This window comes from Streptomyces sp. NPDC019937 (genome assembly GCF_040631655.1).
Lineage (GTDB): Bacteria > Actinomycetota > Actinomycetes > Streptomycetales > Streptomycetaceae > Streptomyces.
Map to the genome: position 1 here is coordinate 98,858 of NZ_JBEYAL010000030.1, position 26,952 is coordinate 125,809.

27 protein-coding genes are annotated in these 26,952 nt (G+C 71.9%); 8 read left to right on the forward strand and 19 right to left on the reverse strand.

Annotated elements, in window-relative coordinates:
* Positions 1 to 322 precede the first annotated feature (322 nt).
* On the forward strand, positions 323 to 994 hold the full coding sequence (locus ABZ562_RS27900) for a TrkA family potassium uptake protein (RefSeq protein ID WP_361484749.1): 672 nt from the start codon (positions 323 to 325) through the stop codon (positions 992 to 994).
* Positions 991 to 1,668 carry a TrkA family potassium uptake protein gene (locus tag ABZ562_RS27905; RefSeq protein ID WP_361484751.1) on the forward strand — a complete coding sequence of 226 codons (678 nt, stop codon included), beginning with the start codon at positions 991 to 993 and terminating at the stop codon, positions 1,666 to 1,668. The genes ABZ562_RS27900 and ABZ562_RS27905 overlap by 4 nt, the downstream gene beginning before the upstream one ends.
* A 69-nt stretch (positions 1,669 to 1,737) precedes the next feature.
* On the opposite strand, the gene ABZ562_RS27910 is transcribed toward ABZ562_RS27905, so the two are convergent.
* From ABZ562_RS27910 to ABZ562_RS27965, 12 genes are all read right to left on the reverse strand, one after another.
* Positions 1,738 to 2,490, reverse strand: a complete 753-nt coding sequence (locus ABZ562_RS27910) for a DUF3159 domain-containing protein (protein WP_361484753.1) — start codon at positions 2,488 to 2,490, stop codon at positions 1,738 to 1,740.
* A 3-nt stretch (positions 2,491 to 2,493) separates the two neighbouring features.
* The gene (locus ABZ562_RS27915; protein WP_361484755.1) at positions 2,494 to 2,904 is read right to left on the reverse strand and encodes an OB-fold nucleic acid binding domain-containing protein; all 411 of its coding nucleotides are present in this window, start codon (positions 2,902 to 2,904) and stop codon (positions 2,494 to 2,496) included.
* Positions 2,905 to 2,932: 28 nt separating this feature from the next.
* Positions 2,933 to 3,616, reverse strand: coding sequence for a response regulator (locus tag ABZ562_RS27920; protein ID WP_361484757.1), 684 nt, complete (start codon positions 3,614 to 3,616; stop codon positions 2,933 to 2,935).
* A complete protein-coding gene (locus ABZ562_RS27925) occupies positions 3,613 to 6,192 on the reverse strand; it encodes a sensor histidine kinase KdpD (RefSeq protein ID WP_361484759.1) in 2,580 nt (859 codons plus the stop codon). Before ABZ562_RS27925 ends, ABZ562_RS27920 begins: the two co-directional genes overlap by 4 nt.
* Before the next feature lie 21 nt (positions 6,193 to 6,213).
* Positions 6,214 to 6,867, reverse strand: coding sequence for a potassium-transporting ATPase subunit KdpC (kdpC, locus tag ABZ562_RS27930; RefSeq protein WP_361484761.1), 654 nt, complete (start codon positions 6,865 to 6,867; stop codon positions 6,214 to 6,216).
* A 9-nt stretch (positions 6,868 to 6,876) separates the two neighbouring features.
* Positions 6,877 to 8,985: a potassium-transporting ATPase subunit KdpB gene (gene kdpB / locus ABZ562_RS27935; RefSeq protein WP_361484763.1), complete on the reverse strand. Its 2,109-nt coding sequence runs from the start codon at positions 8,983 to 8,985 to the stop codon at positions 6,877 to 6,879.
* Positions 8,982 to 10,667 carry a potassium-transporting ATPase subunit KdpA gene (gene kdpA / locus ABZ562_RS27940; protein ID WP_361484765.1) on the reverse strand — a complete coding sequence of 562 codons (1,686 nt, stop codon included), beginning with the start codon at positions 10,665 to 10,667 and terminating at the stop codon, positions 8,982 to 8,984. The genes kdpB and kdpA overlap by 4 nt, the downstream gene beginning before the upstream one ends.
* A 7-nt stretch (positions 10,668 to 10,674) precedes the next feature.
* The gene (kdpF, locus tag ABZ562_RS27945) at positions 10,675 to 10,764 is read right to left on the reverse strand and encodes a K(+)-transporting ATPase subunit F (RefSeq protein ID WP_037817630.1); all 90 of its coding nucleotides are present in this window, start codon (positions 10,762 to 10,764) and stop codon (positions 10,675 to 10,677) included.
* 309 nt (positions 10,765 to 11,073) lie between these two features.
* A complete protein-coding gene (locus tag ABZ562_RS27950) occupies positions 11,074 to 11,961 on the reverse strand; it encodes a hypothetical protein (protein WP_361484768.1) in 888 nt (295 codons plus the stop codon).
* A gap of 208 nt (positions 11,962 to 12,169) precedes the next feature.
* Positions 12,170 to 12,955 (reverse strand): DUF3710 domain-containing protein, encoded by a 786-nt coding sequence (locus ABZ562_RS27955; RefSeq protein WP_361484770.1) that lies wholly within the window; start codon positions 12,953 to 12,955, stop codon positions 12,170 to 12,172.
* 1 nt (position 12,956) lies between these two features.
* Positions 12,957 to 13,472 (reverse strand): dUTP diphosphatase, encoded by a 516-nt coding sequence (dut, locus tag ABZ562_RS27960; RefSeq protein ID WP_079038332.1) that lies wholly within the window; start codon positions 13,470 to 13,472, stop codon positions 12,957 to 12,959.
* Complete coding sequence (locus ABZ562_RS27965) at positions 13,469 to 14,050, reverse strand: PaaI family thioesterase (protein ID WP_361484772.1); 582 nt, start codon at positions 14,048 to 14,050, stop codon at positions 13,469 to 13,471. Before ABZ562_RS27965 ends, dut begins: the two co-directional genes overlap by 4 nt.
* A gap of 59 nt (positions 14,051 to 14,109) precedes the next feature.
* Between ABZ562_RS27965 and ABZ562_RS27970 the strand changes: the two genes are divergently transcribed.
* Complete coding sequence (locus ABZ562_RS27970; protein WP_361484774.1) at positions 14,110 to 14,553, forward strand: DUF3093 domain-containing protein; 444 nt, start codon at positions 14,110 to 14,112, stop codon at positions 14,551 to 14,553.
* Positions 14,554 to 14,563: 10 nt separating this feature from the next.
* Here the strand turns inward: ABZ562_RS27970 and ABZ562_RS27975 are convergent, their stop codons facing one another.
* From ABZ562_RS27975 to ABZ562_RS27990, 4 genes are all read right to left on the reverse strand, one after another.
* A complete protein-coding gene (locus tag ABZ562_RS27975; protein ID WP_361484776.1) occupies positions 14,564 to 15,343 on the reverse strand; it encodes a hypothetical protein in 780 nt (259 codons plus the stop codon).
* A gap of 14 nt (positions 15,344 to 15,357) precedes the next feature.
* Entirely contained in the window at positions 15,358 to 15,660 is a 303-nt protein-coding gene (locus ABZ562_RS27980; protein WP_009714537.1) for a DUF4193 domain-containing protein, read from the reverse strand.
* A gap of 429 nt (positions 15,661 to 16,089) precedes the next feature.
* Positions 16,090 to 17,325, reverse strand: a complete 1,236-nt coding sequence (locus ABZ562_RS27985; RefSeq protein WP_361484778.1) for a HAMP domain-containing sensor histidine kinase — start codon at positions 17,323 to 17,325, stop codon at positions 16,090 to 16,092.
* A gap of 6 nt (positions 17,326 to 17,331) precedes the next feature.
* Entirely contained in the window at positions 17,332 to 17,985 is a 654-nt protein-coding gene (locus ABZ562_RS27990) for a response regulator transcription factor (RefSeq protein ID WP_055549765.1), read from the reverse strand.
* 387 nt (positions 17,986 to 18,372) lie between these two features.
* Here ABZ562_RS27990 and ABZ562_RS27995 point away from each other — a divergent pair, with 387 nt between their 5' ends.
* Entirely contained in the window at positions 18,373 to 18,540 is a 168-nt protein-coding gene (locus tag ABZ562_RS27995; RefSeq protein ID WP_361484780.1) for a hypothetical protein, read from the forward strand.
* A 141-nt stretch (positions 18,541 to 18,681) separates the two neighbouring features.
* Here ABZ562_RS27995 and ABZ562_RS28000 read toward each other — a convergent pair whose 3' ends face one another.
* Together ABZ562_RS28000 and ABZ562_RS28005 are read right to left on the reverse strand one after the other, a co-directional pair.
* Complete coding sequence (locus ABZ562_RS28000; RefSeq protein ID WP_361484782.1) at positions 18,682 to 19,482, reverse strand: inositol monophosphatase family protein; 801 nt, start codon at positions 19,480 to 19,482, stop codon at positions 18,682 to 18,684.
* A gap of 48 nt (positions 19,483 to 19,530) precedes the next feature.
* Entirely contained in the window at positions 19,531 to 20,673 is a 1,143-nt protein-coding gene (locus ABZ562_RS28005) for a ferrochelatase (protein WP_361484784.1), read from the reverse strand.
* 159 nt (positions 20,674 to 20,832) lie between these two features.
* On the opposite strand from ABZ562_RS28005, the gene ABZ562_RS28010 reads away from it, so the two are divergent.
* The 3 genes from ABZ562_RS28010 to sepH all read left to right on the forward strand — a co-directional run bounded on the left by ABZ562_RS28010 (position 20,833) and on the right by sepH (position 24,865).
* A complete protein-coding gene (locus tag ABZ562_RS28010) occupies positions 20,833 to 22,089 on the forward strand; it encodes an MFS transporter (RefSeq protein ID WP_361484786.1) in 1,257 nt (418 codons plus the stop codon).
* Positions 22,043 to 23,368 (forward strand): D-arabinono-1,4-lactone oxidase, encoded by a 1,326-nt coding sequence (locus ABZ562_RS28015; RefSeq protein WP_361484788.1) that lies wholly within the window; start codon positions 22,043 to 22,045, stop codon positions 23,366 to 23,368. The genes ABZ562_RS28010 and ABZ562_RS28015 overlap by 47 nt, the downstream gene beginning before the upstream one ends.
* A 432-nt stretch (positions 23,369 to 23,800) precedes the next feature.
* A complete protein-coding gene (sepH, locus tag ABZ562_RS28020; RefSeq protein WP_361484790.1) occupies positions 23,801 to 24,865 on the forward strand; it encodes a septation protein SepH in 1,065 nt (354 codons plus the stop codon).
* A gap of 87 nt (positions 24,866 to 24,952) precedes the next feature.
* Here the strand turns inward: sepH and ABZ562_RS28025 are convergent, their stop codons facing one another.
* Positions 24,953 to 25,789 carry a sulfurtransferase gene (locus ABZ562_RS28025; protein WP_361484792.1) on the reverse strand — a complete coding sequence of 279 codons (837 nt, stop codon included), beginning with the start codon at positions 25,787 to 25,789 and terminating at the stop codon, positions 24,953 to 24,955.
* A gap of 286 nt (positions 25,790 to 26,075) precedes the next feature.
* Between ABZ562_RS28025 and ABZ562_RS28030 the strand changes: the two genes are divergently transcribed.
* On the forward strand, positions 26,076 to 26,861 hold the full coding sequence (locus ABZ562_RS28030; RefSeq protein WP_361484794.1) for a VOC family protein: 786 nt from the start codon (positions 26,076 to 26,078) through the stop codon (positions 26,859 to 26,861).
* Positions 26,862 to 26,952: the final 91 nt, after the last annotated feature.

The window sequence follows — 26,952 nt, forward strand, 5'->3', positions numbered from 1 at the left end:
AGAGTTCAGTGAAGGTCCTGGATATCGGGCAAAGATGAGGGAGCCCCCCTGCCGCGGCCGCCGGCGCCCGCCCCCTCTCACGGTAGCCGCCGGACCGTCCGCGCGCCGTGGTTTCCTCCCGGCCGGGTGCACTCGGGCAGGGAATCGCCCCATGGGTATGGATACGGTGGGAACAGACGCCGTGGCGGACGACCTGTCGTCGCCGTGCGGCACCGGCATCGGGGCCTCTTGCCCCGCTGTCACCCCGTAGGTCCTGGAAGGAAGATGTGAGCAGGGTGTTTGCGCAGGTCAGCACGGTCATCAGGAGTGCGGGGTAAGACGCATGCATATCGTGATCATGGGCTGTGGCCGGGTGGGCGCGGCGCTCGCCCAGACCCTGGAGCAGCAGGGACACACGGTCGCGGTCGTCGACCAGGACCCCACCGCCTTCCGCCGCCTCGGCGCGGGCTTCGGTGGCCGCCGGGTGACCGGCGTCGGATTCGACCAGGACACGCTCCGCGAGGCGGGCATCGAGGAGGCCGGGGCCTTCGCGGCGGTCAGCAGCGGCGACAACTCCAACATCATCGCGGCCCGGGTGGCCCGCGAGATGTTCGGCGTGGAGAACGTCGCGGCCCGGATCTACGACCCGCGCCGCGCCGAGGTCTACCAGCGCCTGGGCATCCCGACCGTGGCCACCGTGCGGTGGACCGCGGACCAGATGCTGCGGCGGCTGCTGCCGTCCGGCGCGGAGCCGCTGTGGCGGGATCCGAGCGGCGGGGTGCAGCTCGCCGAGGTGCACACCTCCCCCGCGTGGGTGGGGCACAAGGTCAGCAAGCTGCAGGAGGAGACCGGAGTGCGGGTCGCGTTCCTGACCCGGCTCGGCGAGGCGATGCTGCCCACCTCGCAGACGGTGCTCCAGGAGGGCGACCTGGTGCATGTGATGATGCGCACCGATGAGGTCGAGAAGGTCGAGGCGGCCTTCGACGAGGGACCTGAGGAAGGTGGGGCCCGATGAGGGTTGCCATTGCCGGAGCGGGCGCCGTGGGGCGCTCCATCGCGGGCGAGCTGCTGGAGAACGGGCACGAGGTCCTCCTCATCGACAAGGCGCCGACCGCCATCTCGGTGGAGCGGGTGCCGCAGGCCGAATGGCTGCTGGCCGACGCGTGCGAGATCACCTCGCTGGACGAGGCGGCGCTGCAGCGGTGCAACGTGGTCATCGCGGCCACCGGGGACGACAAGGTCAACCTGGTGGTGTCCCTGCTGGCGAAGACCGAGTACGCGGTGCCGCGGGTGGTCGCCCGGGTCAACAACCCCAAGAACGAGTGGCTGTTCAACGAGGCGTGGGGCGTCGATGTCGCCGTCTCCACGCCGCGGCTGATGTCGGCGCTGGTCGAGGAGGCGGTGAGCGTCGGCGATCTGGTGCGGCTGCTGCGTTTCAGCCACGGCGACGCGAACCTGGTGGAGCTGACGCTGCCGCCGGAGGCGGCTCTGGTCGGCACCCGGGTCGGCGACGTGGAGTGGCCGGAGGACACCACGCTGGTCACGATCATCCGGGGTACCCGGGTGCTGACGCCGAACAAGGACGACGTCCTGGAGGCGGGCGACGAGCTGCTGTTCGTCGCGGCCCAGGCGCGCGAGGAGCAGCTGGAGGCGCTGCTGTCCGTCCAGCGCCAGGACGCGCCGGGCTAGTGCCGCGTAAGAAGGCCATGAGGAAGGGCCCCTGGCTCCCGCGCGGGAGCCAGGGGCCCTTCCTCATGGTCAGTGCCGGTCCACTCCGTCAGCAGCGGGTCGACGATCCGGCCGGCCGTCCCGCTCCGCCTTCTCCTCGGCCTCCATCTCGGCGATGACGTCGATCGGCGGCGGGGCCTTGGCGAGGAAGATCCACGTCAGATAGACGCACAGCAGGAACGGCGGAATGCCGAGCGCCACCTTCACCCAGCCGAGCTGGGTGACGTCCCCCCACCAGTAGAGCGGGAAGAGGATCGCCGACTTGGCGAGCAGGATCAGCCCCCACGCCCAGGTGGCCCGGGTGTACGCGCGGAACCGGCCGGGGTTGCGGGTGCGCCAGGAGAGGTTCTCCTTGAGCATCGGCCCGAGCAGCACGCCGATCAGCGGATAGCGGAAGATGGCCGAGAGGACGTACGCGATCGCCAGGCCGAGCGTGTAGAGCATGCCCGGCAGGTAGAAGTTCTTGGCGTCGCCGGACATCATCGCGAAGATCGCGCCGAACGCGACCCCGAAGACCCCGCTGAAGGCGTGTTTCAGCGTCTCCTTGCGCGCCAGCCGGGTCAGCCCCAGCAGCACGGTCAGCCCGAGCGCGGCGATCGCGGCCAGGTGGATGTCGCGCTTGATGGTGTACAGCAGGACGAACACCAGCCCGGGGACGGTGGTGTCCACCATGCCCCGCACCCCGCCGAACGCCTCCAGGAGCGCGGTGTCCGCCGCCGCCCTGCTCTGCGCGTCGGCGGCGTCCTGGTGATCGGTCGGGGTCGTCTTGTCGTCAGACGTCACCGGCTACTCCTGTCCGAGCGGTCGGAGTTCGTACTTCGGATTGAACAGCACCCGGCGCCCGTGGCTCATGGAGATCCGGCCGGTGGCGATCAGCTTGCGGCCCGGTTCTATGCCGATGATGGAGCGGCGGCCCAGCCACACGACGTCGAGGGCGGCAGTGCCGTCGAACAGCTCTGCCTCCAGCGCGGGCACTCCGGCCCGCGGCCGCAGCGTGACCGTGCGCAGTGTACCCGTCACCTTGACGATCTGTCGGTCGCCACAGTCGCCGATCTTCGTGCAGCCCGCGTTCTCCGCGTCCTGCTGCAGCTCGGCGGAGTGCAGCTCCTCCTGGGAGCTGGACAGCCGGTCGATCATCCGCCGGAAGCGGCCGACCGGCTTGTCACGCTTCCCGGGGGGCTGGGGTACGGAACTCATACCGTCAGCGTACCGGTGAGCCCCCGCCTCACCGCTCGAAGCGGTACCCCATCCCGGGCTCGGTGATGAAGTGCCGCGGATGCGCGGGGTCGTTCTCCAGCTTGCGGCGCAACTGCGCCATATAGACGCGCAGGTAGTTGGTCTCGGTGCCGTACGACGGCCCCCAGACCTCCTGGAGCAGCTGCTTCTGGCTGACCAGGCGGCCCTGGTTGCGCACCAGCACCTCCAGCAGATGCCACTCGGTGGGCGTCAGCCGCACGTCGCGGCCGTCCCGGTGCGCCTTCTTGGCGGCCAGGTCGACGCTGAACCCCTCGGTCTCGACGATCACGGCCGCGTCCGACGGCCCCGACGGCTCGGCGCGCCGCACGGCGGCGCGCAGCCGGGCCAGCAGTTCGTCCATGCCGAAGGGCTTGGTGACGTAGTCATCCGCCCCCGCGTCCAGGGCCTCGACCTTCTCGTCGGAGGTCTGGCGGGCCGAGAGGACGAGGATCGGGACGCGGGTCCAGCCCCGCAGCCCCTTGATCACCTCCACGCCGTCCATGTCGGGCAGGCCCAGGTCGAGCACGACCACGTCGGGGTGGCGGGTGGCGGCGAGCTTCAGGGCGGTCGCGCCGTCCCCGGCGGCGTCGACCTCGTACTTGCGCGCCTTCAGGTTGATCACGAGGGCGCGTACGATCTGCGGCTCGTCGTCCACCACGAGCACCCGGTTCATCTGACGGCCTGCCTTTCCGTTGTGCCGTGTGGGTCGTGCGCCGGGCTGCCGGGGGCGGCCCGCAGGGTCAGCACCATGGTCATCCCGCCCCCCGGCGTGTCCTCGGCGGCCAGCGATCCGCCCATCGCCTCCACGAAGCCGCGGGCGACGGCGAGTCCGAGGCCGACCCCGGAGCCGCGCGGGGCGTCCCCGTAGCGCTGGAAGGGTTCGAAGATACGGTCCTTCGCGGCGTCCGGCACACCGGGGCCCCGGTCGGCGACGCGCAGCTCGACCCGCTCGCCGAGGGCGCTGGCGGAGACCAGCACGGGCCGGTCCCGCGGGCTGTACTTCACCGCGTTCTCGACGATGTTGGCGACGCTGCGCTCCAGCAGCCCCGGGTCGACCCCGACCATCGGCAGGTCCTCGGGGATCTCCAGGGTGACGCCGCTCTCGGGCACGCCGACGAGCGCCATCGGCACCACCTCGTCCAGGTCGATCTCCCGGATGAGGGGGGCGACGGTGCCGGTCTGCAGCCGGGACATGTCGAGCAGGTTGCCGACCAGGTGGTCGAGGCGGTCGGCGCCGTCCTCGATGCCCGCCAGCAGCTCGGCCTCGTCCTCCGCCGACCAGGCCACGTCGTCCGCGCGCAGGGACGACACGGCCGCCTTGATGGCCGCGAGCGGGGTGCGCAGATCGTGGCTGACGGCGGCGAGCAGGGCGGTGCGGATGCGGTTGCCCTCGGCCAGCTCGCGGGCCCGCTCCGCCTCCCCCACCAGCCGCTGCCGGTCCAGCACGACGGCGGCCTGGGCGGCGAAGGCGGCCAGCACCCGGCGGTCCTCGGCGGGCAGCACCCGGCCGGACAGCGCGAGCGCCATGTGGTCGCCGACCGGCATGTCCACATCCGCGTCCTCGGGCCGCTCCGGCGGCGGTACCCCCGCGGTGCCGCCGACACTGCCCGCGCACGTCCAGGGCGCGACATCGCCCTCCCGCTCCAGCAGGGCCACCGTGTCCATGCCGAACGTCTCGCGGACCCGCTCCAGCAGCGCCTCCAGGCTGGTCTCCCCGCGCAGCACACTGCCCGCGAGGAAGGACAGCACCTCGGACTCGGCGCGCAATCGCGCGGCCTGGTGGGTGCGGCGCGCGGCCAGGTCGACGACGGAGGCCACGCTGACCGCCACCGCCACGAAGATCACTATGGCGACGATGTTCTCGGGGTCGGCGATGGTCCAGGTATGGGTGGGCGGGGTGAAGTAGTAGTTGAGCAGCAACGATCCGACGGCCGCCGAGGCGAGGGCGGGCAGCATTCCGCCCAGCAGGGCCGCCAGCACGTTGAGGAAGAGGAACAGCAGCACCTCGTTGGCGAAGCCGGGACCGGCGTCCGCGGTGAGCGTGGCGCCCGTGCCGGTGAGCCCCAGGGTGAGCAGGGCGGGCCCGCCGATCCCCACCAGCCAGCCCGCGATCAGCCGGGAGCGGCCGAGCCGGGCCCCGCGCGCGACGGGCAGTCCGCGCCCCTTGGCGACCTCCTCGTGGGTGACGATGTGCACGTCCAGGTCGGGCCCGGAGTCCCGGGCGACGGTCGCGCCCACCCCCGGCCCGAAGACGTACTGCCACGCCTTGCGGCGGCTGGAGCCGAGCACGATCTGGGTGGCGTTGACGCCGCGCGCGAACTCCAGCAGCGCTCCGGGGATGTCCTCCCCGATGACGTGGTGGAAGGTGCCGCCCAGGTCCTCGACCAGGGTGCGCTGGACCGCCAGCTCCTTCGGGGAGGCCGAGGTGAGGCCGTCGCTGCGGGCGATGTAGACGGCCAGGATCTCGCTGCCGGAGCCCTTGGCCGCCATCCGGGAGGCGCGCCGGATGAGCGTGCGCCCCTCGGGGCCGCCGGTGAGCCCGACGACGATGCGCTCGCGCGCCTGCCAGGTGGAGCGGATGCTGTGCTCGTCGCGGTACTGCTGGAGGTATTCGTCGACCCGGTCGGCGGTCCACAGCAGGGCCAGCTCGCGCAGCGCGGTGAGGTTCCCGGGCCGGAAGTAGTTGGACAGCGCGGCGTCGACCTTGTCGGGCGCGTAGATGTTGCCGTGCGCCATCCGGCGGCGCAGCGCCTGGGGCGACATGTCGACCAGCTCGATCTGGTCGGCGCGGCGCACCACCTCGTCGGGCACGGTCTCCCGCTGCCGTACGCCCGTTATCGACTCGACGACGTCCCCCAGCGACTCCAGGTGCTGGATGTTGACGGTGGAGACGACGTCGATGCCGGCCTTCAGCAGCTCCTCGACGTCCTGCCAGCGCTTGGCGTTGCGGGAGCCGGGGACGTTGGTGTGGGCCAGCTCGTCGACGAGCGCGACGCCGGGGCGGCGGGCGAGCACCGCGTCCACGTCCATCTCGGTGAACGTGCCGCCCCGGTACTCCAGCTCCCGGCGCGGCACCTCCTCCAGGCCGGCCATCATCACCTCGGTGCGCCGGCGGCCGTGGTGCTCCACGAAGCCGACCACGAGGTCCGTGCCCCGCTCGGCCCGCCGGTGCCCCTCGGACAGCATCGCGTAGGTCTTGCCGACGCCCGGCGCCGCGCCGAGGTAGATCCGAAGCTTGCCGCGTCCCATGCCCCTATTTTCCCCGTTCGCTCATTTTTCCAGCTGGTGGAGCGCGATGTTCAGCTCCAGCACGTTCACGCGCGGCTCGCCGAGGAAGCCGAGGGCGCGGCCGTCGGTGTGGTCCTCGACCAGCCGTGCGACCTCGGCGCGCGGCAGCCCGCCCGCCCGGGCCACGCGGGTCACCTGGAGGGCGGCGTACGCGGGCGAGATGTCCGGGTCGACGCCGGAGGCGGAGGCGGTGACCGCGTCGGGGGGTACGGCGCCGGGCGCGACCCCGTTGAAGGCGGCGATGCGGGCGCGGCGCTCCTTGATCTGCTGGAGCAGCACCGTGCTGTCGGCGGCGAGGTTGGACCCGCCCGAGACGGTGATCTTGTACTGGGTGTTGACGGTGTTGGTGCCCGCGGCCGAGGGGCGGGGCTGGAAGTACTTCGGGTCCGGCAGCGGGTTCCCGGCCTTGTCCTTGCGGTCCAGGGTGTACGTCTGGCCGATGAGCGCGGAGCCCGCGGTCCTGCCGTCCGCCCGGACCTCGGAGCCGTTCGCCCGGTGCGGGAAGGCGGCCTGCGCGATCCCGGTGACGGCGAGCGGATAGAGCACCCCGCAGAGCACCGTGAGGGCGAGCAGGGCGCGCAGGGCGGCGCCCGCCAGCCGGGCGGTGGAGCGTGCCGTGCCGTGAGGAAGGGTCATGGTCTCGATTCACCCGATGCCCGGTATGAGGGAGATGAGCAGGTCGATCAGTTTGATGCCGAGGAACGGGGCGATGAGCCCGCCCAGGCCGTAGAGGGCGAGGTTGCGGCGGAGCATCCGGTCGGCGCTCATCGGGCGGTAGCGCACGCCCTTGAGGGCGAGCGGCACCAGCGCGACGATGATCAGCGCGTTGAAGATGACGGCCGACAGGATCGCGGACTGGGCCGAGGCCAGACGCATGATGTTGAGCGCGTCCAGCCCCGTGTAGCCCGCCACGCCCGCGAACATCGCCGGGATGATCGCGAAGTACTTCGCGACGTCGTTGGCGATCGAGAAGGTGGTCAGCGCGCCACGGGTGATCAGCAGCTGTTTGCCGATCTCCACGATCTCGATGAGCTTGGTCGGGTTGGAGTCCAGGTCGACCATGTTCCCGGCCTCCTTGGCGGCCGAGGTGCCGGTGTTCATGGCCACGCCGACGTCGGCCTGGGCGAGCGCCGGGGCGTCGTTCGTGCCGTCGCCGGTCATCGCCACCAGCTTGCCGCCCGCCTGCTCGCGCCTGATGAGCGCCATCTTGTCCTCGGGAGTGGCCTCCGCCAGGAAGTCGTCCACGCCCGCCTCGTCCGCGATGGCCCGGGCGGTGAGCGGGTTGTCACCCGTGATCATCACGGTCTTGATGCCCATCCGGCGCAGCTCGTCGAACCGCTCCCGCATGCCCTCCTTGACGACGTCCTTGAGGTGGATCACGCCGAGGACGCGCGCGCCCCGGTCATCCTCGACGGCCACCAGCAGCGGGGTGCCGCCCGCCGCCGAGATCGCGTCGGCCTTCTCCCGGGCGTCGTCCGAGACCCGTCCGCCGCGCTCGGCGACCCAGCCGGTGACCGCGGCGGCCGCGCCCTTGCGGACCCTGGTGCCGTCCAGGTCGACGCCGGACATCCGGGTCTGGGCGGTGAACGGGACGAACGCGGCGTGGCCCAGTTCGCCCTGGTGGCGGGCCCGCAGGCCGTACGCCTCCTTGGCGAGGACGACGACCGAGCGGCCCTCCGGCGTCTCGTCGGCGAGCGAGGACAGCTGGGCCGCGTCCGCCAGCTCCTCCTCGGTGGCCCCGCCGACGGGGACGAACTCGGCGGCCTGCCGGTTGCCGAGCGTGATCGTGCCGGTCTTGTCGAGCAGCAGCGTCGACACGTCGCCCGCCGCCTCGACCGCGCGGCCGGACATGGCCAGGACGTTGCGCTGCACCAGCCGGTCCATGCCCGCGATGCCGATGGCGGAGAGCAGGGCGCCGATGGTGGTGGGGATGAGGCAGACCAGCAGCGCGGTGAGCACGACCATCGTCTGCTCGGCGCCCGCGTGGATCGCGAACGGCTGGAGGGTGACGACGGCGAGCAGGAAGACGATGGTGAGCGAGGCGAGCAGGATGTTGAGCGCGATCTCGTTGGGGGTCTTCTGCCGGGCCGCGCCCTCGACCAGCTTGATCATCCGGTCGATGAAGGTCTCCCCGGGCTTCGTCGTGATCTTGATGACGATGCGGTCGGAGAGCACCTTGGTGCCGCCGGTGACCGCCGACCGGTCGCCGCCGGACTCGCGGATGACCGGCGCCGACTCCCCGGTGATGGCCGACTCGTCGACGGACGCCACGCCCTCGACGACATCGCCGTCGCCCGGGATCACATCCCCCGCCTCGCAGACCACGAGGTCGCCGACGCACAGCGCGGTGCCGGGCACCCGCTCCTCGCCGGCGTCCGCGAGCCGCCGGGCCTCGGTGTCGGTCTTGGCCTTGCGCAGGGTGTCGGCCTGGGCCTTGCCCCGGCCCTCGGCGACGGCCTCGGCGAGGTTGGCGAAGACCACGGTCAGCCAGAGCCAGACCGTGATCGCCCAGCCGAACCAGTCGCCCGGGTTCAGCGCGGCCAGCACGGTGGTGAGCACCGAGCCGATCTCCACGACGAACATCACCGGGGACTTCGCCATCACGCGCGGGTCGAGCTTCCGGAGGGCGTCCGGCAGCGAGGTGAGGAGCCGGTGGGGGTCGAAGAGGCCACCGGAGACCCGGCCGCCGCCCGCGTCGTGCTGGTGCGGGCGCTCGCCGCCGGGGGCGGGGCGTAGGGGGGTGGTCGTGCTCATGAGAGTCCCTCCGCCATCGGGCCAAGGGCCAGGGCCGGGAAGTAGGTGAGGCCGGTGATGATCAGGATGGCGCCGACCAGCAGCCCCGCGAAGAGCGGCTTCTCGGTGCGCAGGGTGCCCGCCGTCTCGGGGACGGGCTTCTGCTCGGCGAGCGAACCGGCCAGCGCCAGGATGAAGACCATCGGCAGGAAGCGGCCGAGCAGCATCGCCAGGCCCAGCGTGGTGTTGTACCAGTCGGTGTTGGCGTTCAGGCCGGCGAAGGCGGAGCCGTTGTTGTTGGCGCCGGAGGTGAAGGCGTACAGCACCTCGGAGAAGCCGTGCGCCCCGCTGTGGCCCGCCGCGTTCCCCGCGGTGTTGAGGATCGAGTGCTGCGGGGTGGACAGCACCACGGACAGGGCGGTGAAGGAGAGCGCCAGCGCCGGGGTGACCAGGATGTAGCAGGCGGCGAGCTTGATCTCGCGGGAGCCGATCTTCTTGCCCAGGTACTCGGGCGTACGGCCGACCATGAGCCCCGCGATGAAGACCGCGATCACGGCCATGACGAGCATGCCGTAGAGGCCGGAGCCCACCCCTCCGGGGGCGATCTCGCCGAGCATCATGCCCAGCAGCGCGATGCCGCCGCCGAAGCCGGTGAGGGAGGAGTGCATCGCGTCCACCGCGCCGGTGGAGGTCAGCGTCGTACTCGTCGCGAAGATCGACGACGCGCCGATGCCGAACCGCTGCTCCTTGCCCTCCATCGCGCCGCCCGCGGCCCGGAGCGCCGGACCGCCGTGGTGGAACTCGCTCCACATCATCAGCGCCGTGAAGCCGAGCCAGATCAGGCCCATGGCGGCGAGGATCGCGTACCCCTGCCGGACGTTCCCGACGAGCACGCCGAAGGTGCGGGTCAGCGAGAACGGGATGACCAGGATCAGGAAGATCTCGAAGAGGTTGGTGAAGGGGTTCGGATTCTCGAACGGGTAGGCGGAGTTGGCGTTGAAGAAGCCGCCGCCGTTGGTGCCGATCTCCTTGATGGCCTCCTGCGAGGCGACCGCGCCACCGTTCATCTGCCGGGTGCCGCCGGTGAGCTGCCCGACCTCGTGGATGCCCGCGAAGTTCTGGATCGCGCCGCACGCGACCAGCACGATCGCGGCGATCACCGCCATCGGGATCAGGACGCGGACGGTCGTGCGCACCAGATCGGCCCAGAAGTTGCCCAGCTCGCCGGTGCGGGAGCGGGCGAAACCCCGGACGAGCGCGATGGCCACCGCGATGCCGACGGCGGCGGACAGGAAGTTCTGCACCGCGAGCCCGGCCGTCTGCACCACATGGCCCATGGACTGCTCGCCCGCGTAGGACTGCCAGTTGGTGTTGGAGACGAAGGACGCGGCGGTGTTGAACGCCTGCGCCGGGCTGATCGAGGAGAAGCCGAGCGACAGCGGCAGGGCGCCCTGGAGGCGCTGCAGCAAGTACAGGAAGAGGACGCTGACGCCGGAGAAGGCGAGCACTCCGCGCAGATACGCGGGCCAGCGCATCCGGGTGTCCGGATCGGCGCCGACGCAAGCGTAGATCCACCGCTCGGCGCGCAGATGCTTCCCGGAGCGGTAGACGGCCGCCATGTAGTCGCCGAGCGGCCGGTACGCCAGGGCGAGCGCGCCGATGAGCGCGGCGAGCTGGAGCACCGCGGCGAGTTCGGAACTCATGAGGCCCTCAGAACCTCTCGGGGAAGAGGAGGGCGAGGACCAGATAGCCCAGCAGCGCGACGGCCACGACCAGGCCGACGACGTTCTCGGCGGTCACAGCTTCGTCACCCCTTTGGCGACGAGGGCCACCAGCGCGAACACCGCGAGCGTGGCGACGACGAAGGCCAGATCGGCCATCGTGGGCTCCTAGAGGATCGGTGGAGAGCTGACCTCTAGAGCAAAACCCGTGTTCGGGGCCCGGGAGCCGCCGTTGACGGCTCCCTTACGGCGGCGAGCACCCTCTTGACGCCTCCCTGACGCCCAGGGGTGCCCGCACGACGCGACATAGCCGGTGGGCCGTACTCCGCAGAGAAAAGTACGGCCCACCGGTAGAACGCTCACATCAGCCGAGCCTTACGCCGGGGACTCAGCCGGATGCGAGCGAGCAGCCCGCCAGAGCGTCAAGACCGGAGGGGGCGGTCGAGCCCTGACGGGAGAATGAGATCTTGATGCGGTCGATCGTGGACTTCCGCTTGTCCGCCAGCGGGCCCAGGATCGCGTTCTTCACGAAGTTCGGGCCGCCCTCGCCCGCGGAGGTCGCGAGTCTCTTGTTGGCCTCGCTGAGCTGCGTGTCCAGAAGCGCGAGGTTGCGGTCCACCTCCGCCTGGGCGGCGGCCGGTACGTTGCCGATCTGACCGGCGACGTCCGGGCAGCTGATCGTCTGGCCGGAACCGGCGCCCGCGTCCGCGCCGGTGTCCGCACCGGCGCCCGTGCCGGCGCCGGACTCCGCCGCGGGGTCGGCCGAGGCCGCGCCGCTCACGGCGGCCGTCGGGCTCGCCCCGGTCCCCGCCCCGGCGCCCGCACCACCGGCGTCGCCGCCGGACAGCGTGCACTCCGCGAGCGCGTCGAGGCCGGTCGGCTTCTCGGCCCGGCGCCCGATGGAGATCGCGATGCGATCGAGGGTGGACTTCCGCTTGTCCGCCAGCGGACCGAGGATCGCGTTCTGCACGAAGTTCGGGCCGCCCTCGCCCTGGCTGGTGCTCAGCCGCTTGTTCGCCTCGGCGAGCTGGGTGTCCAGAAGGGCGAGGTTGCGGTCCACCTCCGCCTTGGCCTCCGCGGGAATCTCCGGCAGGGAACCCTCCACGGCGGGGCAGCTGATGGAGGACGCGGCCTTGACCGACGCCTTCCCCGTGTCGCTGCTGTCGTCCTGCCCCGCCATGGCGGCTCCCACCGCGACGGACGCACAGGTAATACCGCCGATCACACCGGCGACAACAATCCGCCGACGGTGAAGTAACGGAAGGCCTCGGGACATTGATCACTCACCTCGTTGAGGTCGGACAGGGGGGTGTCCCCATCGCGCCCGCTCTCCCACTGCCGCGGGCGCGCCGGGGGTCTCTCGCCCATCAATACGCCCCGGGCGGCACGCGTGTTCAACGCGGTGCGAAAAAAAGTCGAAGGGGCCCGGGAAGACTCCCCGGACCCCTTCGGACCTGGCCTTACGTACGCGGTGTGGCCTCCGGTCAGCGCACCTCGGTGATCTCCGGACCGCGCTGGAGCTGGTCGGCGCCGCCCGCGAACCGCGAGCCCTGCGCCTCGTCCTGCTGCACCCCGTCGGGCACCATCTGCGCGTCGTTCGGCAGCTTGAGCACGATCGGGTCACGCGGGGCCATCGGGCCCTCGCCGCGCACCACGACCGTGTCCTGGAAGATCGCCTCCAGCAGGCTGCCGGTCTCGGGCTGCACGGCGCCCTGCCCGGAGATCACTCCGCGCAGGAACCAGCGCGGCCCGTCGACCCCGATGAAGCGCACCACCTGGACGCCGTTCTTGCCGTCCGGCAGCTGCACCGGCACCTGGGCCCGCAGCTCCCAGCCGAGCGGGCCCTCGACCTCGTCCACCACACCGCCCTGCTGGGTGATGCCGGTGGCGATCTCGTCCCGCACCTCGGTCCAGATGCCTTCCTTCTTCGGCGCGGCGAACGCCTGCAGCTGCACGGCGCTGTCCCGCAGCACCACGGTCGCGGCCACGATCGCGTCCCCCGCGACCTCCACCCGCAGCTCCATGCCCTCGACACCGGGCACGAACATGCCGCCGAGGTCCACCCGGCCCTCGCCGGGCTCCCGCACCTCGGACACGTCCCACGGGCCGTCGGGGCGCGGCGCGGGGGGCAGGCTCACCCTGGGAGCCTCCGCGTCGCCCTCGTCGTCGACGAGGCCCGCCGCGTCCTCCGCGTCCTCGGCCAACTCCTCGGAGGTCACGTCGAGCGACTCGACGTCCTCCTCGCTGCGCTTGCGGCGACGTCCGAACACGTCATCGTCCTTCCCGGTCGGAACCGACCGAAGCGTATCCATTCCCACCCGTTGTGCCGTCCACGGCGGCATGACCGCCGGTGGACCCGAAGCCCCCTTCGGCCCGCGCCGACCCGGGAAGCTCCGCCACCTCCTGGAAGCGCACCTTCTCGACCTGCTGGACGACCATCTGGGCGATCCGGTCGTAGCGCTCGAACCGCACGCTCTCGCGCGGGTCCAGGTTGACCACGATCACCTTGATCTCTCCACGGTACCCGGCATCGATGGTCCCCGGGGCATTCACCATGGCGACCCCGCAGCGGGCGGCGAGTCCGGACCTCGGATGCACGAAGGCGGCATACCCCTCCGGGAGCGCGATAGACACTCCGGTGGGCAGAACCGCGCGCTCCCCCGGGGCCAGCTCCGCCGCCTCGGTCGTGACGAGATCGGCGCCGGCGTCCCCCGGGTGGGCATACCCCGGGATCGGCACCTGGGGGTCCACCCTGCGGATCAACACGTCCACCGGTACGGGAGTCACGGATTCACCTCGAATGCGCGCGCGACCTTCACCTGATCCGGGTCGGAGAGCGCCGCGTTGATCTCCTCCGGCCGGCCGTTCTTGATGAAGTGGTCGACCCGCACCTCTATGAAGAGGGCCTCCGCGCGCACCGCGACGGGCCCCTCGGGACCCCCGATGCGTCCCGTGGCCGCACAGTAGATCTTGCGGCCGTGCACGGCGGTCACCCGTGCCTCCAGGTGCAGCACGGTGCCGACGGGCACCGGCCGGACGAAGTCCGTCTCCAGCCGCCCGGTCACCGCGATCACGCGCTGCAGCCAGTTCAGCGCCCCCAGCGCCTCGTCCAGCGCGGCGGTCAGCACCCCGCCGTGCGCCAGGCCGGGCGCGCCCTGGTGGGCGGCGTCCACGGTGAACTCGGCGGTGAGGCCGACGCCCTCGCCCGCCCGCGCCCGCAGGCGCAGGCCGCCGCTCTGCTCGCCGCAGCCGAAGCACTGCTCGTAGTGCGCGCCGAGGGGCTCCCCGGGCGCGGGCGCGTCGGGGTGGCGCACGGGTGCCGTGGCGCCGTCCGGCGGCTTCAGCACTGTCGTTCTTCCACTCACAACGGCTGACCTTACCCGCGAGAGATGCCTGGGCAGGCGGCCATGCCAAGCTGATACGCATGCAGCCTTACGACGAACGTCTCACCGCGCCCCGTTCATGGTGGTTCATCGCGATTCTGATCGGGATCGGCACGGCGCTGGCCCTGCTGCCGCTCGGCACGCTGCCAATGCTCGGCGGCCTGATCGGCGGCGCGGCGCTGGCCTGCGTGGTGGTGAGTTCGTACGGCTCGGCCCGGGTGCGGGTGGTGGCGGGCTCGCTGGTGGCGGGAGAGGCCAGGATCCCGGTGTCGGCCCTCGGGACCGCCGAGGTGCTGGACGCCGACGAGGCGGCCGCCTGGCGGACGTACAAGGCCGATCCACGGGCCTACATGCTGCTGCGGAGCTACATCCCGACCGCGCTGCGGGTCGAGGTCACCGATCCGCAGGATCCGACGCCGTACGTGTACGTCTCGACCCGGGACCCCGAGGGCCTGGCCGCGGCCCTGACGGCCGTACGCGCCTGAGGAGGCGTTCCTAGAGGGTGTCCCGCGGGCCGGGCCACGGGGGCGGCAGCTCGCCGGGGGTGGCGGGCGGTTCGCCGGGGGCGTCCGGGGACGGGGGGAGGGCGTCCCAGGGCACCTGGCGGTCGCGCAGGTCCTTGCGGACCTTGCGCGCGAGTCTCTTGGTGTCGCGCCGGTTCATCGAGGCGCCGACGGCCGCGCCGACCATGAAGGGCGCGAGGACCGGCAGGTTCCGGAAGCTCCGTCTCAGCACCCGCTGGCGCAGCTCGCGCTTCATCTGGACGTTCAGCGCGGCGTTGACGCTGGCCGGGACGGTGGGGTCGATGCCCCGCTCCTCGGACCACGCGCCGAGGTAGATGGCGGCCCGCTGCCGCACGGACCCGGGCGCCCGCACCCCGTAGACCTCGTGCAGCTCGGCGATGAGCTTGAACTCTATGGACGCCACGCCGACGATCTCGGCGGCCAGCTCGGTGGGCATCGCCGGCGGGGTCGGCAGCATCGCCGCGGCACCGACGCCCGCGCCCACGGTGGAGGTGGCGTTCGCCGCACCGGCCACCAGCTTGTCCGCGATCTCCTCCGGGCCGAGCCCGGGGAACTGCTTGCGCAGGGCCGCGAGGTCGCGGACCGGAATGCGCGGCGCGTTCGCCGCGATCCGGTCGGCGACCGCGTACACCCCCGCCCTGGCACGGCCACCGCTGCGCCGGACGCCGCGGCCGAGGGCGGCCGCGAGCGAGGCCGCCCGGCCTCGCTCGACATGCGTCGCCTCGTCCCCGTCACCGGACTCCGCGTCCACGCCTGGCCTGCGGCTCAGGCCGCGCAGTCGCGGCAGATCGGCTGGCCGTTCTTGGTCTCGGCGGCCAGCTGGCTGCGGTGGTGCACGAGGAAGCAGCTCATGCACGTGAACTCGTCGGCCTGGCGGGGCAGCACCCGCACGGACAGCTCCTCGTTGGAGAGGTCCGCGCCGGGCAGCTCCAGGCCCTCGGCCTGCTCGAACTCATCGACGTCGACAGTGGACGCCGACTTGTCGTTCCGGCGGGCCTTGAGTTCCTCGATGCTGTCCTCGTTGACGTCATCGTCGGTCTTGCGTGGGGTGTCGTAATCCGTTGCCATGTCGCTCTCCCCCTCTGGGTGTCTGCGGTGTCTCAGCGCTCGTAACGCGTGAGAGGCCGGACTTGTGCCCGACCTGAGGCGGAGATTTTGCCTCACATCAAGGTCTGTTACTCAATCGACACCCAACCGCACCCCTGAAGAGGTGATCGGGTTGGATGGCCATCGGGACCGTACACGGTCCGAATGTCGCACTCTCATGCGCCATGACGTGTACTTCCCGTGATCACGGTGCCTGAAAACCCGGATTTTTACGGCTTTCCGGCAACCGGCACGATCACGCAGAGTGTATGGCTTGAAAATCGCCCATGTGATCGATCACACACGATACGGGCGGTGGGCGGATCACGAAAATTCCGCCCAAAGCGAACACCCCACGAGGGTACTCCCCCTTTGACCATTCCGCCGATTCGCCGTTTCGCCGTTCCGCGCTCAGACCGGGAGCACCACCCGCATGACCAGGCCGCCGCCCTCCCGCGGCTCGGCCGCGATGCGGCCGCCGTGGGCGCGCGCCACGGAGCGGGCGATCGACAGCCCCAGGCCCACGCCCTTGTCGCTGCCCGTGCGCTCGGTGCGCAGCCTGCGGAAGGGCTCGAAGATGTTGTCCATCTCGTACGCCGGGATCACCGGCCCGGTGTTCGCGACCACCAGCAGCGCCTGGCCCTGCCGCACCTCGGTGGTCACCTCCACCCAGCCGTGGTCCTCGACGTTGTAGCGCACCGCGTTCTGCACGAGGTTCAGCGCGATCCGCTCCAGCAGCACCCCGTTGCCCTGGACCACCGCGGCCGCGCGCTCGCCCCGGATCTCCACGCCCTTGGCCTGGGCCTCGGAACGGACCTGTTCCAGGGCCTGGGAGGCGACCTCGGCGAGATCCACCGGCTTGCGGTCCACGATCTCGTTGTCGCTGCGGGCCAGCAGCAGCAGACCCTCCACCAGCTGCTCGCTGCGCTCGTTGGTGGCCAGCAGCGTCTTGCCGAGCTGGACCAGCTCCGGGGACGCCTGTGGATCGGACAACTGCACCTCCAGCAGGGTGCGGTTGATCGCCAGCGGGGTGCGCAGCTCGTGCGAGGCGTTGGCGACGAACCGCTGCTGCGCGGTGAACGCCCGGTCCAGTCGCTCCAGCATCTCGTCGAAGGTGTCCGCCAGCTCCTTCAGCTCGTCGTCCGGGCCGTCCAGCTCGATCCGCCGGGACAGGTCCGAGCCCGCCACCTGACGCGCCGTACGGGTGATGCGGCCCAGCGGCGAGAGCACCCGCCCGGCCATGGCGTAGCCGAACGCGAACGCGACCACGGCCAGCCCCAGCAGCGCCAGCAGCGAGCGGCGCAGCAGCCCGTCCAGGGCAAAGTCGCGCTGCTGGGACATGCACTGGGCCACCGCCCGGTTGAACGCGTCGTTGTTGCCCTGGCTGGGCAGGTGGCACGTGTCGGAGGGCTTGTAGTCGATCCGGACGATCTGCAGCGGGAACTCGCTGCCCCGGCGGATGGCGTCCGCCGCCAGCAGATAGATGATGGTCAGCAGCACCACACCGGCGATCAGGAACATCCCGCCGTACAGCAGGGTGAGCCGTATCCGGATGGTGGGGCGCAGCCAGGGGTTGGGCGGCGAGGTGTGCTGCGGGTCCCAGCTGGGCTTGGGCGGGGCCGCCGGCGGGAGCGGAGTCGTGGCCATGCCCGGTCAGATCCGGTAACCCGAGCCGGGGACCGTGACGATCACCGCGGGCTCGCCGAGCTTGCGGCGCAGCGTCATGACGGTCACCCGGACGACGTTGGTGAACGGGTCGGTGTTCTCGTCCCAGGCCTTCTCCAGCAGCTGCTCGGCGGAGACCACGGCGCCCTCGCTGCGCATCAGGACCTCCAGCACCGCGAACTCCTTCGGGGCCAGCTGGATCTCCTTGCCGTCCCGGAACACCTCGCGGCGGTTCGGGTCCAGCTTGATCCCGGCCCGCTCCAGGACCGGCGGCAGGGCGACGGTGGTACGGCGGCCGAGCGCCCGCACCCGGGCGATCAGCTCGCTGAAGGCGAACGGCTTGGGGAGGTAGTCGTCGGCGCCGATCTCCAGCCCCTCGACGCGGTCGCTGACGTCGCCGGAGGCGGTGAGCATCAGGACGCGGGTGGGCATGCCCAGTTCGACGATCTTGCGGCACACGTCGTCACCGTGGACGAGCGGCAGGTCACGGTCGAGGACCACGACGTCGTAGTCGTTGACGGCGATGCGCTCCTGGGCGGCGGCACCGTCATACACGACGTCGACGGCCATGGCCTCCCGGCGCAGTCCGGTGGCCACCGCGTCGGCGAGCAGTTGCTCGTCCTCGACGACGAGTACACGCACGTCGTTCGTCCTTCCCTCGTGGCCGCGGCGGGCTTGGTGGGCCGCGACGGGCTCTCATGCGCCGCAGCGGGCGTGATCTCGCCGAACTCGATGAGCGTTCGGCGCCTCCATCCTGCCTCGAAGTCTCATAAACCGGCGGTAAGAGGTCCCGGCGGTCCCGGGGCCCACTTCACGATCGCTTCAACGTCATTCCAAGATCGTTGAGAAACTTTTGGTGCCGGAGGTTTCCGCTCCGAGTGGGGTGGGGAGGACGACTGCACACCCCGCGATCACGCCCTGTATGTGGCTATCCATTGATGCCGCTGCCACCCTCAGGGATTCACGTACGTGATCGCTCCCGCCGTCGGCACACCCCCGTGCCACCGACCCACGACGAGGGGGCGCACCATGGACGCGTTCACCGCAGGCATTCTGCAGCGTATAGAGACCACCAAGACCGACCTCACCCGCGCCCGTGAGACGGGTGACGACTTCCTCGCCGACGTGGAGCTGGCGGAGCTGGAAGACCTCCGCCGGCTCGCCGCCGAGCATGGCGTGGAAGTAAGCGCCGCTTGATCCGCTTGTTCGATCACCCGGTGTGACGGAGACCGATCCAGCTCCGGTACACCGATTCCTGAGCACGACCGGCACAATCCACGCCGAAGCGCCCCGGTGCCCTCCTGGCACCGGGGCGCTTCGCGTGCGCGGGGTCCCGGCTCAGTCGTGCCAGGCGCCCAGCTCCTCCAGCAGGTCCCGCAGCGGCTCGAAGAGCCCCGGGGCCGCGGCGATGGTCAGCTCCGTCGAGGCCGGTACGCCCGGCCGTCCGCCGGTGAGCGCGCCCGCCTCGCGGGCTATGAGGGCGCCGGCCGCGTAGTCCCACGGGTTGAGCCCGCGCTCGTAGTACGCGTTGAGCCGCCCGCAGGCCACGTCGCACAGGTCGATGGCGGCCGATCCGCCGCGCCGGATGTCGCGCACCTGGGGCACCAGCTCGTTGAGGACCCTGGCCTGCCCGATGCGGCGCTCGCGCACATAGCCGAAGCCGGTGCCGATCAGCGCCTGCTCGAAGGGGGGCGCGGGGCGCACCCGCACGCGCTCCCCGTTCGCGTACGCGCCCTGGCCGAGCACCGCGTGGTACGTCTCGCCGCGCATCGGCGCCGCCACCACGCCGACGACCGGCTCGCCGTCCCGCTCGACGGCGATGCTGACCGCCCAGGACGGGAGGCCGTAGAGGTAGTTCACCGTGCCGTCGATCGGGTCGATCACCCAGCGGACGCCGCTGCTGCCCTCGCTGCTCGCGCCCTCCTCGCCCAGCACCCCGTCCTGCGGGCGGTGCGTGGCGAGGAAGTCGGTGATCAGCTTCTCGGAGGCGACGTCCATCTCGGTGACGACGTCGATCGGGCTGGACTTGGTGGCGGCCACGCCGAGGTCGGCCGGGCGGCCGTCCCGCAGCAGGTCCCCGGCCCTGCGGGCGACCTCCAGGGCCAGATCGAGCAGTTCGGCGTTGAGCGAGTCGGTCATCGTGCTCCTTAGCGGATTGCCCCGTGCGTACTGCGTCTGCGCGTATGACTAGTCGGCCCCGGCGGCGGCGGGTCGCGGCGAGCGGGCCGGGCAGCAGCCCACCGGGCACAGGTCGTGGCTGGGGCCCAGCGCGCCCAGCGCACAGCGCTCGGGGGCCACCGGGCCGTCCCCGGCGGCGAACCGCTCGGCGGCCGCGCGCTCCAGCAGCAGATCGCGCACCGCCGCCGCGAACCGCGGATCGGCGCCCACGGTCGAGGCCCGGGCGACCGGCAGGCCCAGCTCGGCCGCCTTGGCGGCCGCCTCGGTGTCCAGGTCGTACTTGACCTCCATGTGGTCCGAGACGAAACCGATCGGGACCATCACCGCGGCGGGCACCCCCTCGCCGTGCAGGTCCTGAAGGTGGTCGCAGATGTCCGGCTCCAGCCAGGGGATGTGCGGGGAGCCGCTGCGGGACTGGTAGACCAGCCGCCACGGATGCACCGCGCCGGTCTCCTCGCGCACCGCTTCGGCGATCAGCCGGGCGACATCGAGGTGCTGGGCGACGTACGCACCGCCCTCGCCGTGCTCCGCGACCGGGCCCGAGGTGTCCGCGGCGGCGGTCGGGATGGAGTGGGTGGTGAAGGCCAGGTGCGCGCCCGCCCGCACCCCCTCGGGCAGCTCGGCGAGCGCGGCGAGCGTCGCGTCCACCATGGGCCGGACGAAGCCGGGATGGTTGAAGTAGTGCCGCAGCTTGTCCACGCGCGGCAGCGGCAGCCCCTCGCCCTCCAGGGCGGCGAGCGCGTCCGCGAGGTTCTCGCGGTACTGGCGGCAGCCCGAGTACGAGGCGTACGCGCTGGTGGCGAGCACCGCGATGCGGCGGTGGCCGTCGGCGACCATCTCCCGCAGGGTGTCGGTCAGATACGGGGCCCAGTTGCGGTTGCCCCAGTAGACCGGCAGGTCGAGGCCGTGCTCGGCGAAGTCCTCGCGCAGCGCGCGCAACAGCTCGCGGTTCTGCGCGTTGATCGGGCTGACGCCGCCGAACAGGAAGTAGTGCTGCCCGACTTCCTCGAGCCGCTCCCGGGGGATGCCCCGGCCCCGCGTGACGTTCTCCAGGAACGGCACGACGTCCTCCGGGCCCTCGGGCCCGCCGAAGGAGAGCAACAGCAGGGCGTCGTACGGGGCGGGGGATGTCTGCGCTGGCTGTTCCGGCATGGTCCCGATCCTGCCACCAGCCCCGGACCGGCGGGAAATGCCCCTGCGCTGGCCCCACGGTGACCGTAAGCTGTATCAGCTTCGACGTTCCTTACTCCGGCTCCGCCGACCGCGTTCCCCCCTCTTCCGCCGCCCTGCCCGCCCGCGGAGGCCCCCGCCATGCCCGGACCCAGTCCCTACCGTGTGATCTTCGCCGCCCCCGGCGCCAAGGCGTTCTCCGTGGCCGGGTTCATCGCGCGGATGACCGTGGCCATGACGAGCATCGGCGTGGTCACGATGGTCTCCCAACTCACCGGCCGGTACGGGCTGGCAGGCGCGCTGGCGGCCACCCTCGCGCTCTCCGTCGCCGTCCTCGGCCCGCAGACCTCCCGGCTGGTCGACCGGTACGGCCAGCGCCGGGTGCTGCGTCCGGCGACCCTCGTCACGCTGGCCTCGCTGGCCGGGCTGCTGCTGGCGGCCCACCGGGGGTGGCCGGACTGGACGCTGTTCGTGTTCGCCGCCACGGCGGGCTGTGTGCCGAGCGTCGGGTCCATGGTGCGAGCCCGCTGGGCTGCGATCCACCAGGACGCGCCGCGTGAGCTGCACGCGGCGTACTCCTGGGAGGCCATCGTCGACGAGACCTGCTTCATCCTCGGACCGATGATCTCGATCGGGCTGTCCACCGCGTGGTTCCCGGAGGCGGGCCCGCTGCTGGCCGCGTGCTTCCTGGCCGTCGGCGTCTTCTGGCTCACGGCGCAGCGGGCCACCGAACCCGTGCCGCATCCGCGCGGCTCGCACGGCGGCGGCTCCGCGCTGCGCTCGCGCGGGCTCCGGGTGCTGGCCCTCACCTTCGTCGCGGTCGGCACGATCTTCGGGGCGGTCGACGTGGCGACGGTGGCGTTCGCCGAGGACCAGGGGCACAAGGCGGCGGCGAGCCTGGTCCTGGCGGTGTACGCGCTGGGCTCGTGCCTGGCGGGAGCCGTCTTCGGGCTGCTGCCGCTCAAAAGATCGCTGTCTTTCCGCTGGTTGCTGGGTATTTGTGCGATGACCGTGAGTATGATCCCCCTCCAACTGGTCGGGAACCTTTCGTTTCTGGCCGTGGCGCTCTTTGTCGCGGGCCTGGCCGTCGCACCGACGATGGTCACGACCATGGCCCTCGTCGAACAGCACGTACCACGCGCGCATCTGACCGAGGGCATGACCTGGGTGAGCACCGGGCTCATGGTCGGGGTGGCGCTCGGCTCGTCGGCCGCCGGTGGGGTGGTGGACGCCGCCGGGGCCCGCGCGGGGTACGCGGTGCCGGCCGTGGCCGGGGCGCTCGCGGCGGCGGTGGCGTTCCTCGGGTATCGCCGGCTCCGGCCGGCGCCACAGCGGGAGGGGTCGGGTGCGGATGGCCGTCAAGACCGTAAGAACCGAGCGGAACAGCGTGTGGCGTAACTGGGCGGGGAACGTCATCGCCCGTCCGGTGCGGAGCGTGGCCCCCTCCTCCACCCAGGAGCTGGCCGAGGCGGTGCGTCAGGCCGTGGCGGACGGGCTGCGGGTCAAGCCGGTGGGCACCGGCCACTCCTTCACCACCACGGCCGCCACCGACGGCGTGCTGATACGCCCCGACCGTCTGGTGGGCGTGCGGGAGGTGGACCGGGAGGCGGGCACGGTGACCGTCGCGGCGGGCACCTCGCTGCGCCAGCTCAACGAGACCCTGTCCGGCCACGGGCTGTCGCTGACCAACATGGGCGACATCATGGAGCAGACGGTGGCCGGGGCCACCTCCACCGGCACCCACGGGACCGGGCGCGACAGCGCCTCGATCGCCGCCCAGATCAAGGGGCTGGAGCTGGTCACGGCGGACGGCTCGGTGCTGCGCTGCTCGGCGACCGAGCACCCGGAGATCTTCGCGGCCGCCCGGGTCGGCCTCGGCGCGCTCGGCGTGGTCACGGCGATCACCTTCGGCGTGGAGCGGGAGTTCCTGCTCACCGCGCGCGAGGAACCGATGTCCTTCGAGCGGGTGATGACGGACTTCGAACAACTCGTCGCCGAGAACGAGCACTTCGAGTTCTACTGGTTCCCGCACACCGGCAACTGCAACACCAAGCGCAACAACCGCAGCACCGGCCCCGCCTCCCCGGTCGGCCGGGTCAGCGGCTGGGTGGACGACGAACTGCTGTCCAACGGCATCTTCCAGGTGGCCTGCACGGTGGGCCGGGCGGTTCCCGCCACCATCCCCGGGATCGCCAAGATCTCCAGCCGCGCCCTGTCCGCCCGCACCTATACGGACATTCCTTACAAGGTCTTCACCAGCCCGCGCCGGGTCCGCTTCCTGGAAATGGAGTACGCGGTGCCGCGCGAGGCCGCCGTCCCGGCGCTGCGCGAACTGAAGGCGACCGTCGAGCGGTCGGGGCTGCGGGTCAGCTTCCCGGTGGAGGTGCGGACCGCGCCCGCCGACGACATCCCGCTGTCCACCGCCTCCGGACGGGACACCGCCTACATCGCCGTCCACCTCTACCGGGGCACCCCGCACCGGGCGTACTTCACGGCCGCCGAGCAGATCATGACCGCGCACGGCGGACGCCCGCACTGGGGCAAGCTGCACAGCCGCGACGCGGCGTACCTGTCCGGGGTCTACCCGCGGTTCGGCGAGTTCACCGCGCTGCGCGACCGGCTCGACCCGGACCGGGTGTTCGGCAACGACTACCTGCGGCGGGTGCTCGGCGGCTGACGGGGCCCGGGGGCGGCCCGGCCGGGCCGGGCGCACCGGCGCCGCCCTCCCCGGCGTGGACATTCGTTCCCGCCCGCCGGGGGAAGTGGCCCATAAACGAAGCGGACCGTTCCGATTCTGACGTTTCTGTGAAACTTGGCATCCATATTGCGCCCCACTTCGAAGGATTCGGCGCCGGATCACCACGCCACGCCCGAAGTCGGCTGGCGCGCCGCTCCACCTGAGCGGCCCGAATGGAGTACTGTGGCGAGCCCTGGCCCCGCTTTCCCGTCCGGCCGCCCGGACCCAACGGGAGGGGGCAGAGGGCGGCAACCAACCGGCCCGGGCAACTCGGCAAAGTTGTGGCAGGCTGCACCCGGGCAGGCCACACTCGTCTAGCGGGAGAGCAGCGACGCAACCGTGACGTCGGCAGGCACCACCCGGGAGGTCCCCATGCCCGAACTGCGTGTCGTGGCCGTCAGCAACGACGGCACACGGCTGGTGCTCAAGGCTGCGGACAGCACGGAGTACACACTTCCCATCGACGAGCGACTGCGCGCCGCGGTGCGCAACGACCGCGCTCGGCTCGGCCAGATCGAGATCGAGGTCGAGAGCCATCTGCGGCCCCGTGACATCCAGGCCCGTATACGCGCCGGCGCCACCGCCGAAGAGGTCGCGCAGATGGCCGGCATTCCCGTGGACCGGGTGCGCCGCTTCGAGGGACCGGTGCTCGCGGAGCGCGCGTTCATGGCCGAGCGCGCCCGTAAGACACCCGTGCGCCGCCCCGGCGAGAACGCCGGACCGCAGCTCGGCGAGGCCGTGGCGGAGCGGCTGCTGCTGCGCGGCGCCGAGAAGGACACCGCGCAGTGGGACTCCTGGCGGCGCGACGACGGCACCTGGGAGGTGCTGCTGGTCTACCGGGTCGCCGGTGAGCCGCACTCCGCGAGCTGGACGTACGACCCGCCCCGGCGGCTGGTCCAGGCCGTGGACGACGAGGCGCGCACACTCATCGGCGAGGCCGACGACACCCCGGAGCCCAGCTTCCCCTTCGTGCCGCGCATCGCCCGGCTGCCGCGCGACCGGGACAGGGACAGAGACAGGGGTACGTCCTTCGAGTCGGGCGACGACGAGGACGAGTCCGCCCTGCCGATGTCGCCGTCCGCCTCGGTGGACGACGGCATCGGCGGCGAGCGCGACTCGCTGACCAGCCTGCTGGAGGCCGTGCCCAACTTCCGTGGCGACATGGTCGTGCCCGAGGCGCCGGTCGTGGCGCCGCCACCGCCACCGGACGAGCCGGTGGAGGAGGCGGAGGCCGTCGAGCCGGCCGCCCCGGCGGCGAGCGCGGGTTCGGCGTACGCGGATGTGCTGATGCCCCGTTCGGTCGCGGGCCACCGGGACCGGCTGACCGGCACGACGGACCGTCAGGCGGAAGCGGACGGCGTCCGTCCGGGCCGCCGGGCGGCGGTGCCGAGCTGGGACGAGATCGTCTTCGGCACGCGCCGCAAGAAACAGGAGTAGCTCCCTCGGGCCGCTCGTTCCCGACAAGCTCCGGGCCCCGTCACCGCAGGTCGGTGGCGGGGCCCGGAGCGTTGCGCGGGGCGCACATCAGCCGGGCTGGGGTCCGGTGGCCACCGGACGGCTGCCGTCGGCGGACCACTCGCTCCACGACCCCACGTACAGGGCCGCCGGAATACCCGCCTCCGCCAGCGCCAGGACCTGGTGTGCGGCCGAGACGCCCGAACCGCAGTACACCCCGACCTCGGTGTCCCCGGTGACGCCGAGGTCCGCGAAGCGCTCGGCCAGCCGCCCGGCGGGCAGCAGATGGCCGTCGGCGGTGACGTTCTCGGTGGTGGGGGCGGAGATCGCGCCCGGGATATGACCGCCGACCCGGTCGATCGGCTCGACCTCGCCGCGGTAGCGCTCGCCCGCCCGCGCGTCCAGCAGGACGCCGCGCCGCGCGAGTGCGGCCGCGTCCTCCGCCGTGAGCAGCGGCAGGGCGCCGGGCTCCGGGACGAAGTCGCCCTCGGCCTCGCCCGGCAGCTCGGTGGTCAGCGCGCCGCCGGCCGCGGTCCAGGCGGGCAGACCGCCGTCGAGCACGCGGACGTCGGGGTGGCCCGCCCAGCGGAGCAGCCACCAGGCGCGCGCCGCCGCCCACCCCTGTCCGCCGTCGTACGCCACCACGCGCCGGTCCCGGCCGACCCCGGCCCGGCGCATCGCGGCCGCGAACGCGGAAAGATCGGGCAGCGGATGGCGTCCCGCCGCCCCGGCCGGACTCGCCAGCTCGGTGTCGAGATCGACGTACACGGCGCCGGGCAGATGCCCGGCCTCGTACGCGGGGCGGCCGGGAGGGCCGCCGAGCTGCCAGCGCACGTCCAGTAGCAGCGGAGGACGCTCCTCCGCCAGCGCGTTCATGAGATCGGGTGCGGTGATGATGGCATTCATGGGAACCATCCTTGCGTAGATACCCCTGCGACGTTTGGACCCCCGATCACCCAACGCACAGCTGATGGCCACGCGATGGCAAGCGCAGCGAAACGGGCGTGCGGCGAGAATTCGGGCATTCTTCTTCCGGAGCGCGCATCGTGCGGCGCGGCCGGGGCGCTTGCCGCGGCAAGTGGTGCAAATATCGTTCGGGCCCCCCACATCAGCACCTCCGCATCACCGCCCCGCGCCGCCGACCGGCCCGGGGCCGCACGGCCACGACGATGGTCCGAGGAGAGAATGACGTATGACCGAGGCAGCGACTCGGCGCACACCGGGCACGCCCTGCTGGACGAGTTTGATGGTGCACAGCCTTGCCGCGACACAGGACTTCTATCACGCCCTGTTCGGCTGGGAGTTCACACCGGGGCCACAGCAACTCGGCGCGTACGTCCGCGCCGTACGGGACGGACGGCCGGTCGCGGGACTGGGCGAGCTGCCCGCAGAACGTCAGCTTCCGCTCTCCTGGATGACCTATCTGGCCTCGAACGACGCCGACGAGACGGCGGAGATGATCCGCGCCTGCGGCGGCACCGTCGCCGTGGGCCCGCTGGACGCGGATGAGGCGGGCCGGATGCTGATCGCCTCCGATCCGGAGGGCGCCGTGTTCGGAGTGTGGCAGGAGGACGAGCACGCCGCGCCCCGCGAGGCGGGGCCGGCCGGCACCCCGGTCTGGCACGAGCTGACGGCCCGCGAGCCCGGGGCGGTCGCGAAGTTCTACCAGATGGTCTTCGGCTACGAACCGGACGGTACGGGGAGCGCCCCGGAACCCGAGCCCGGCCGCCGGACCCTGTGCCTGGCCGGGCGGCCGGTGTGCGCGATCCGCAGCGCGGACCCGGCCCTCCCCCGCGACCGGGGCGCGCACTGGATGACCCACTTCGCGGTGGCGAATGTGGACGAAGCGGCGCGCCGGGTCGCCGAGTTGGGCGGCCGGGTGGTCGAACCGCCGTCGGACCGGGCGACCGGGCGCGCGGCCCTGGTCACGGACCAGGAGGGGGCGGCCTTCACGGTCGTGCGAGCTGCGGAGGTCTAGGGGGTGTCGTGTGGATCAGGCCGGATCAGCGAGCGGCGTCTGGTGCAGGGGGCACCTCCCAGCGGTAGCTGGGGGAGCCTCGCAACCCGCG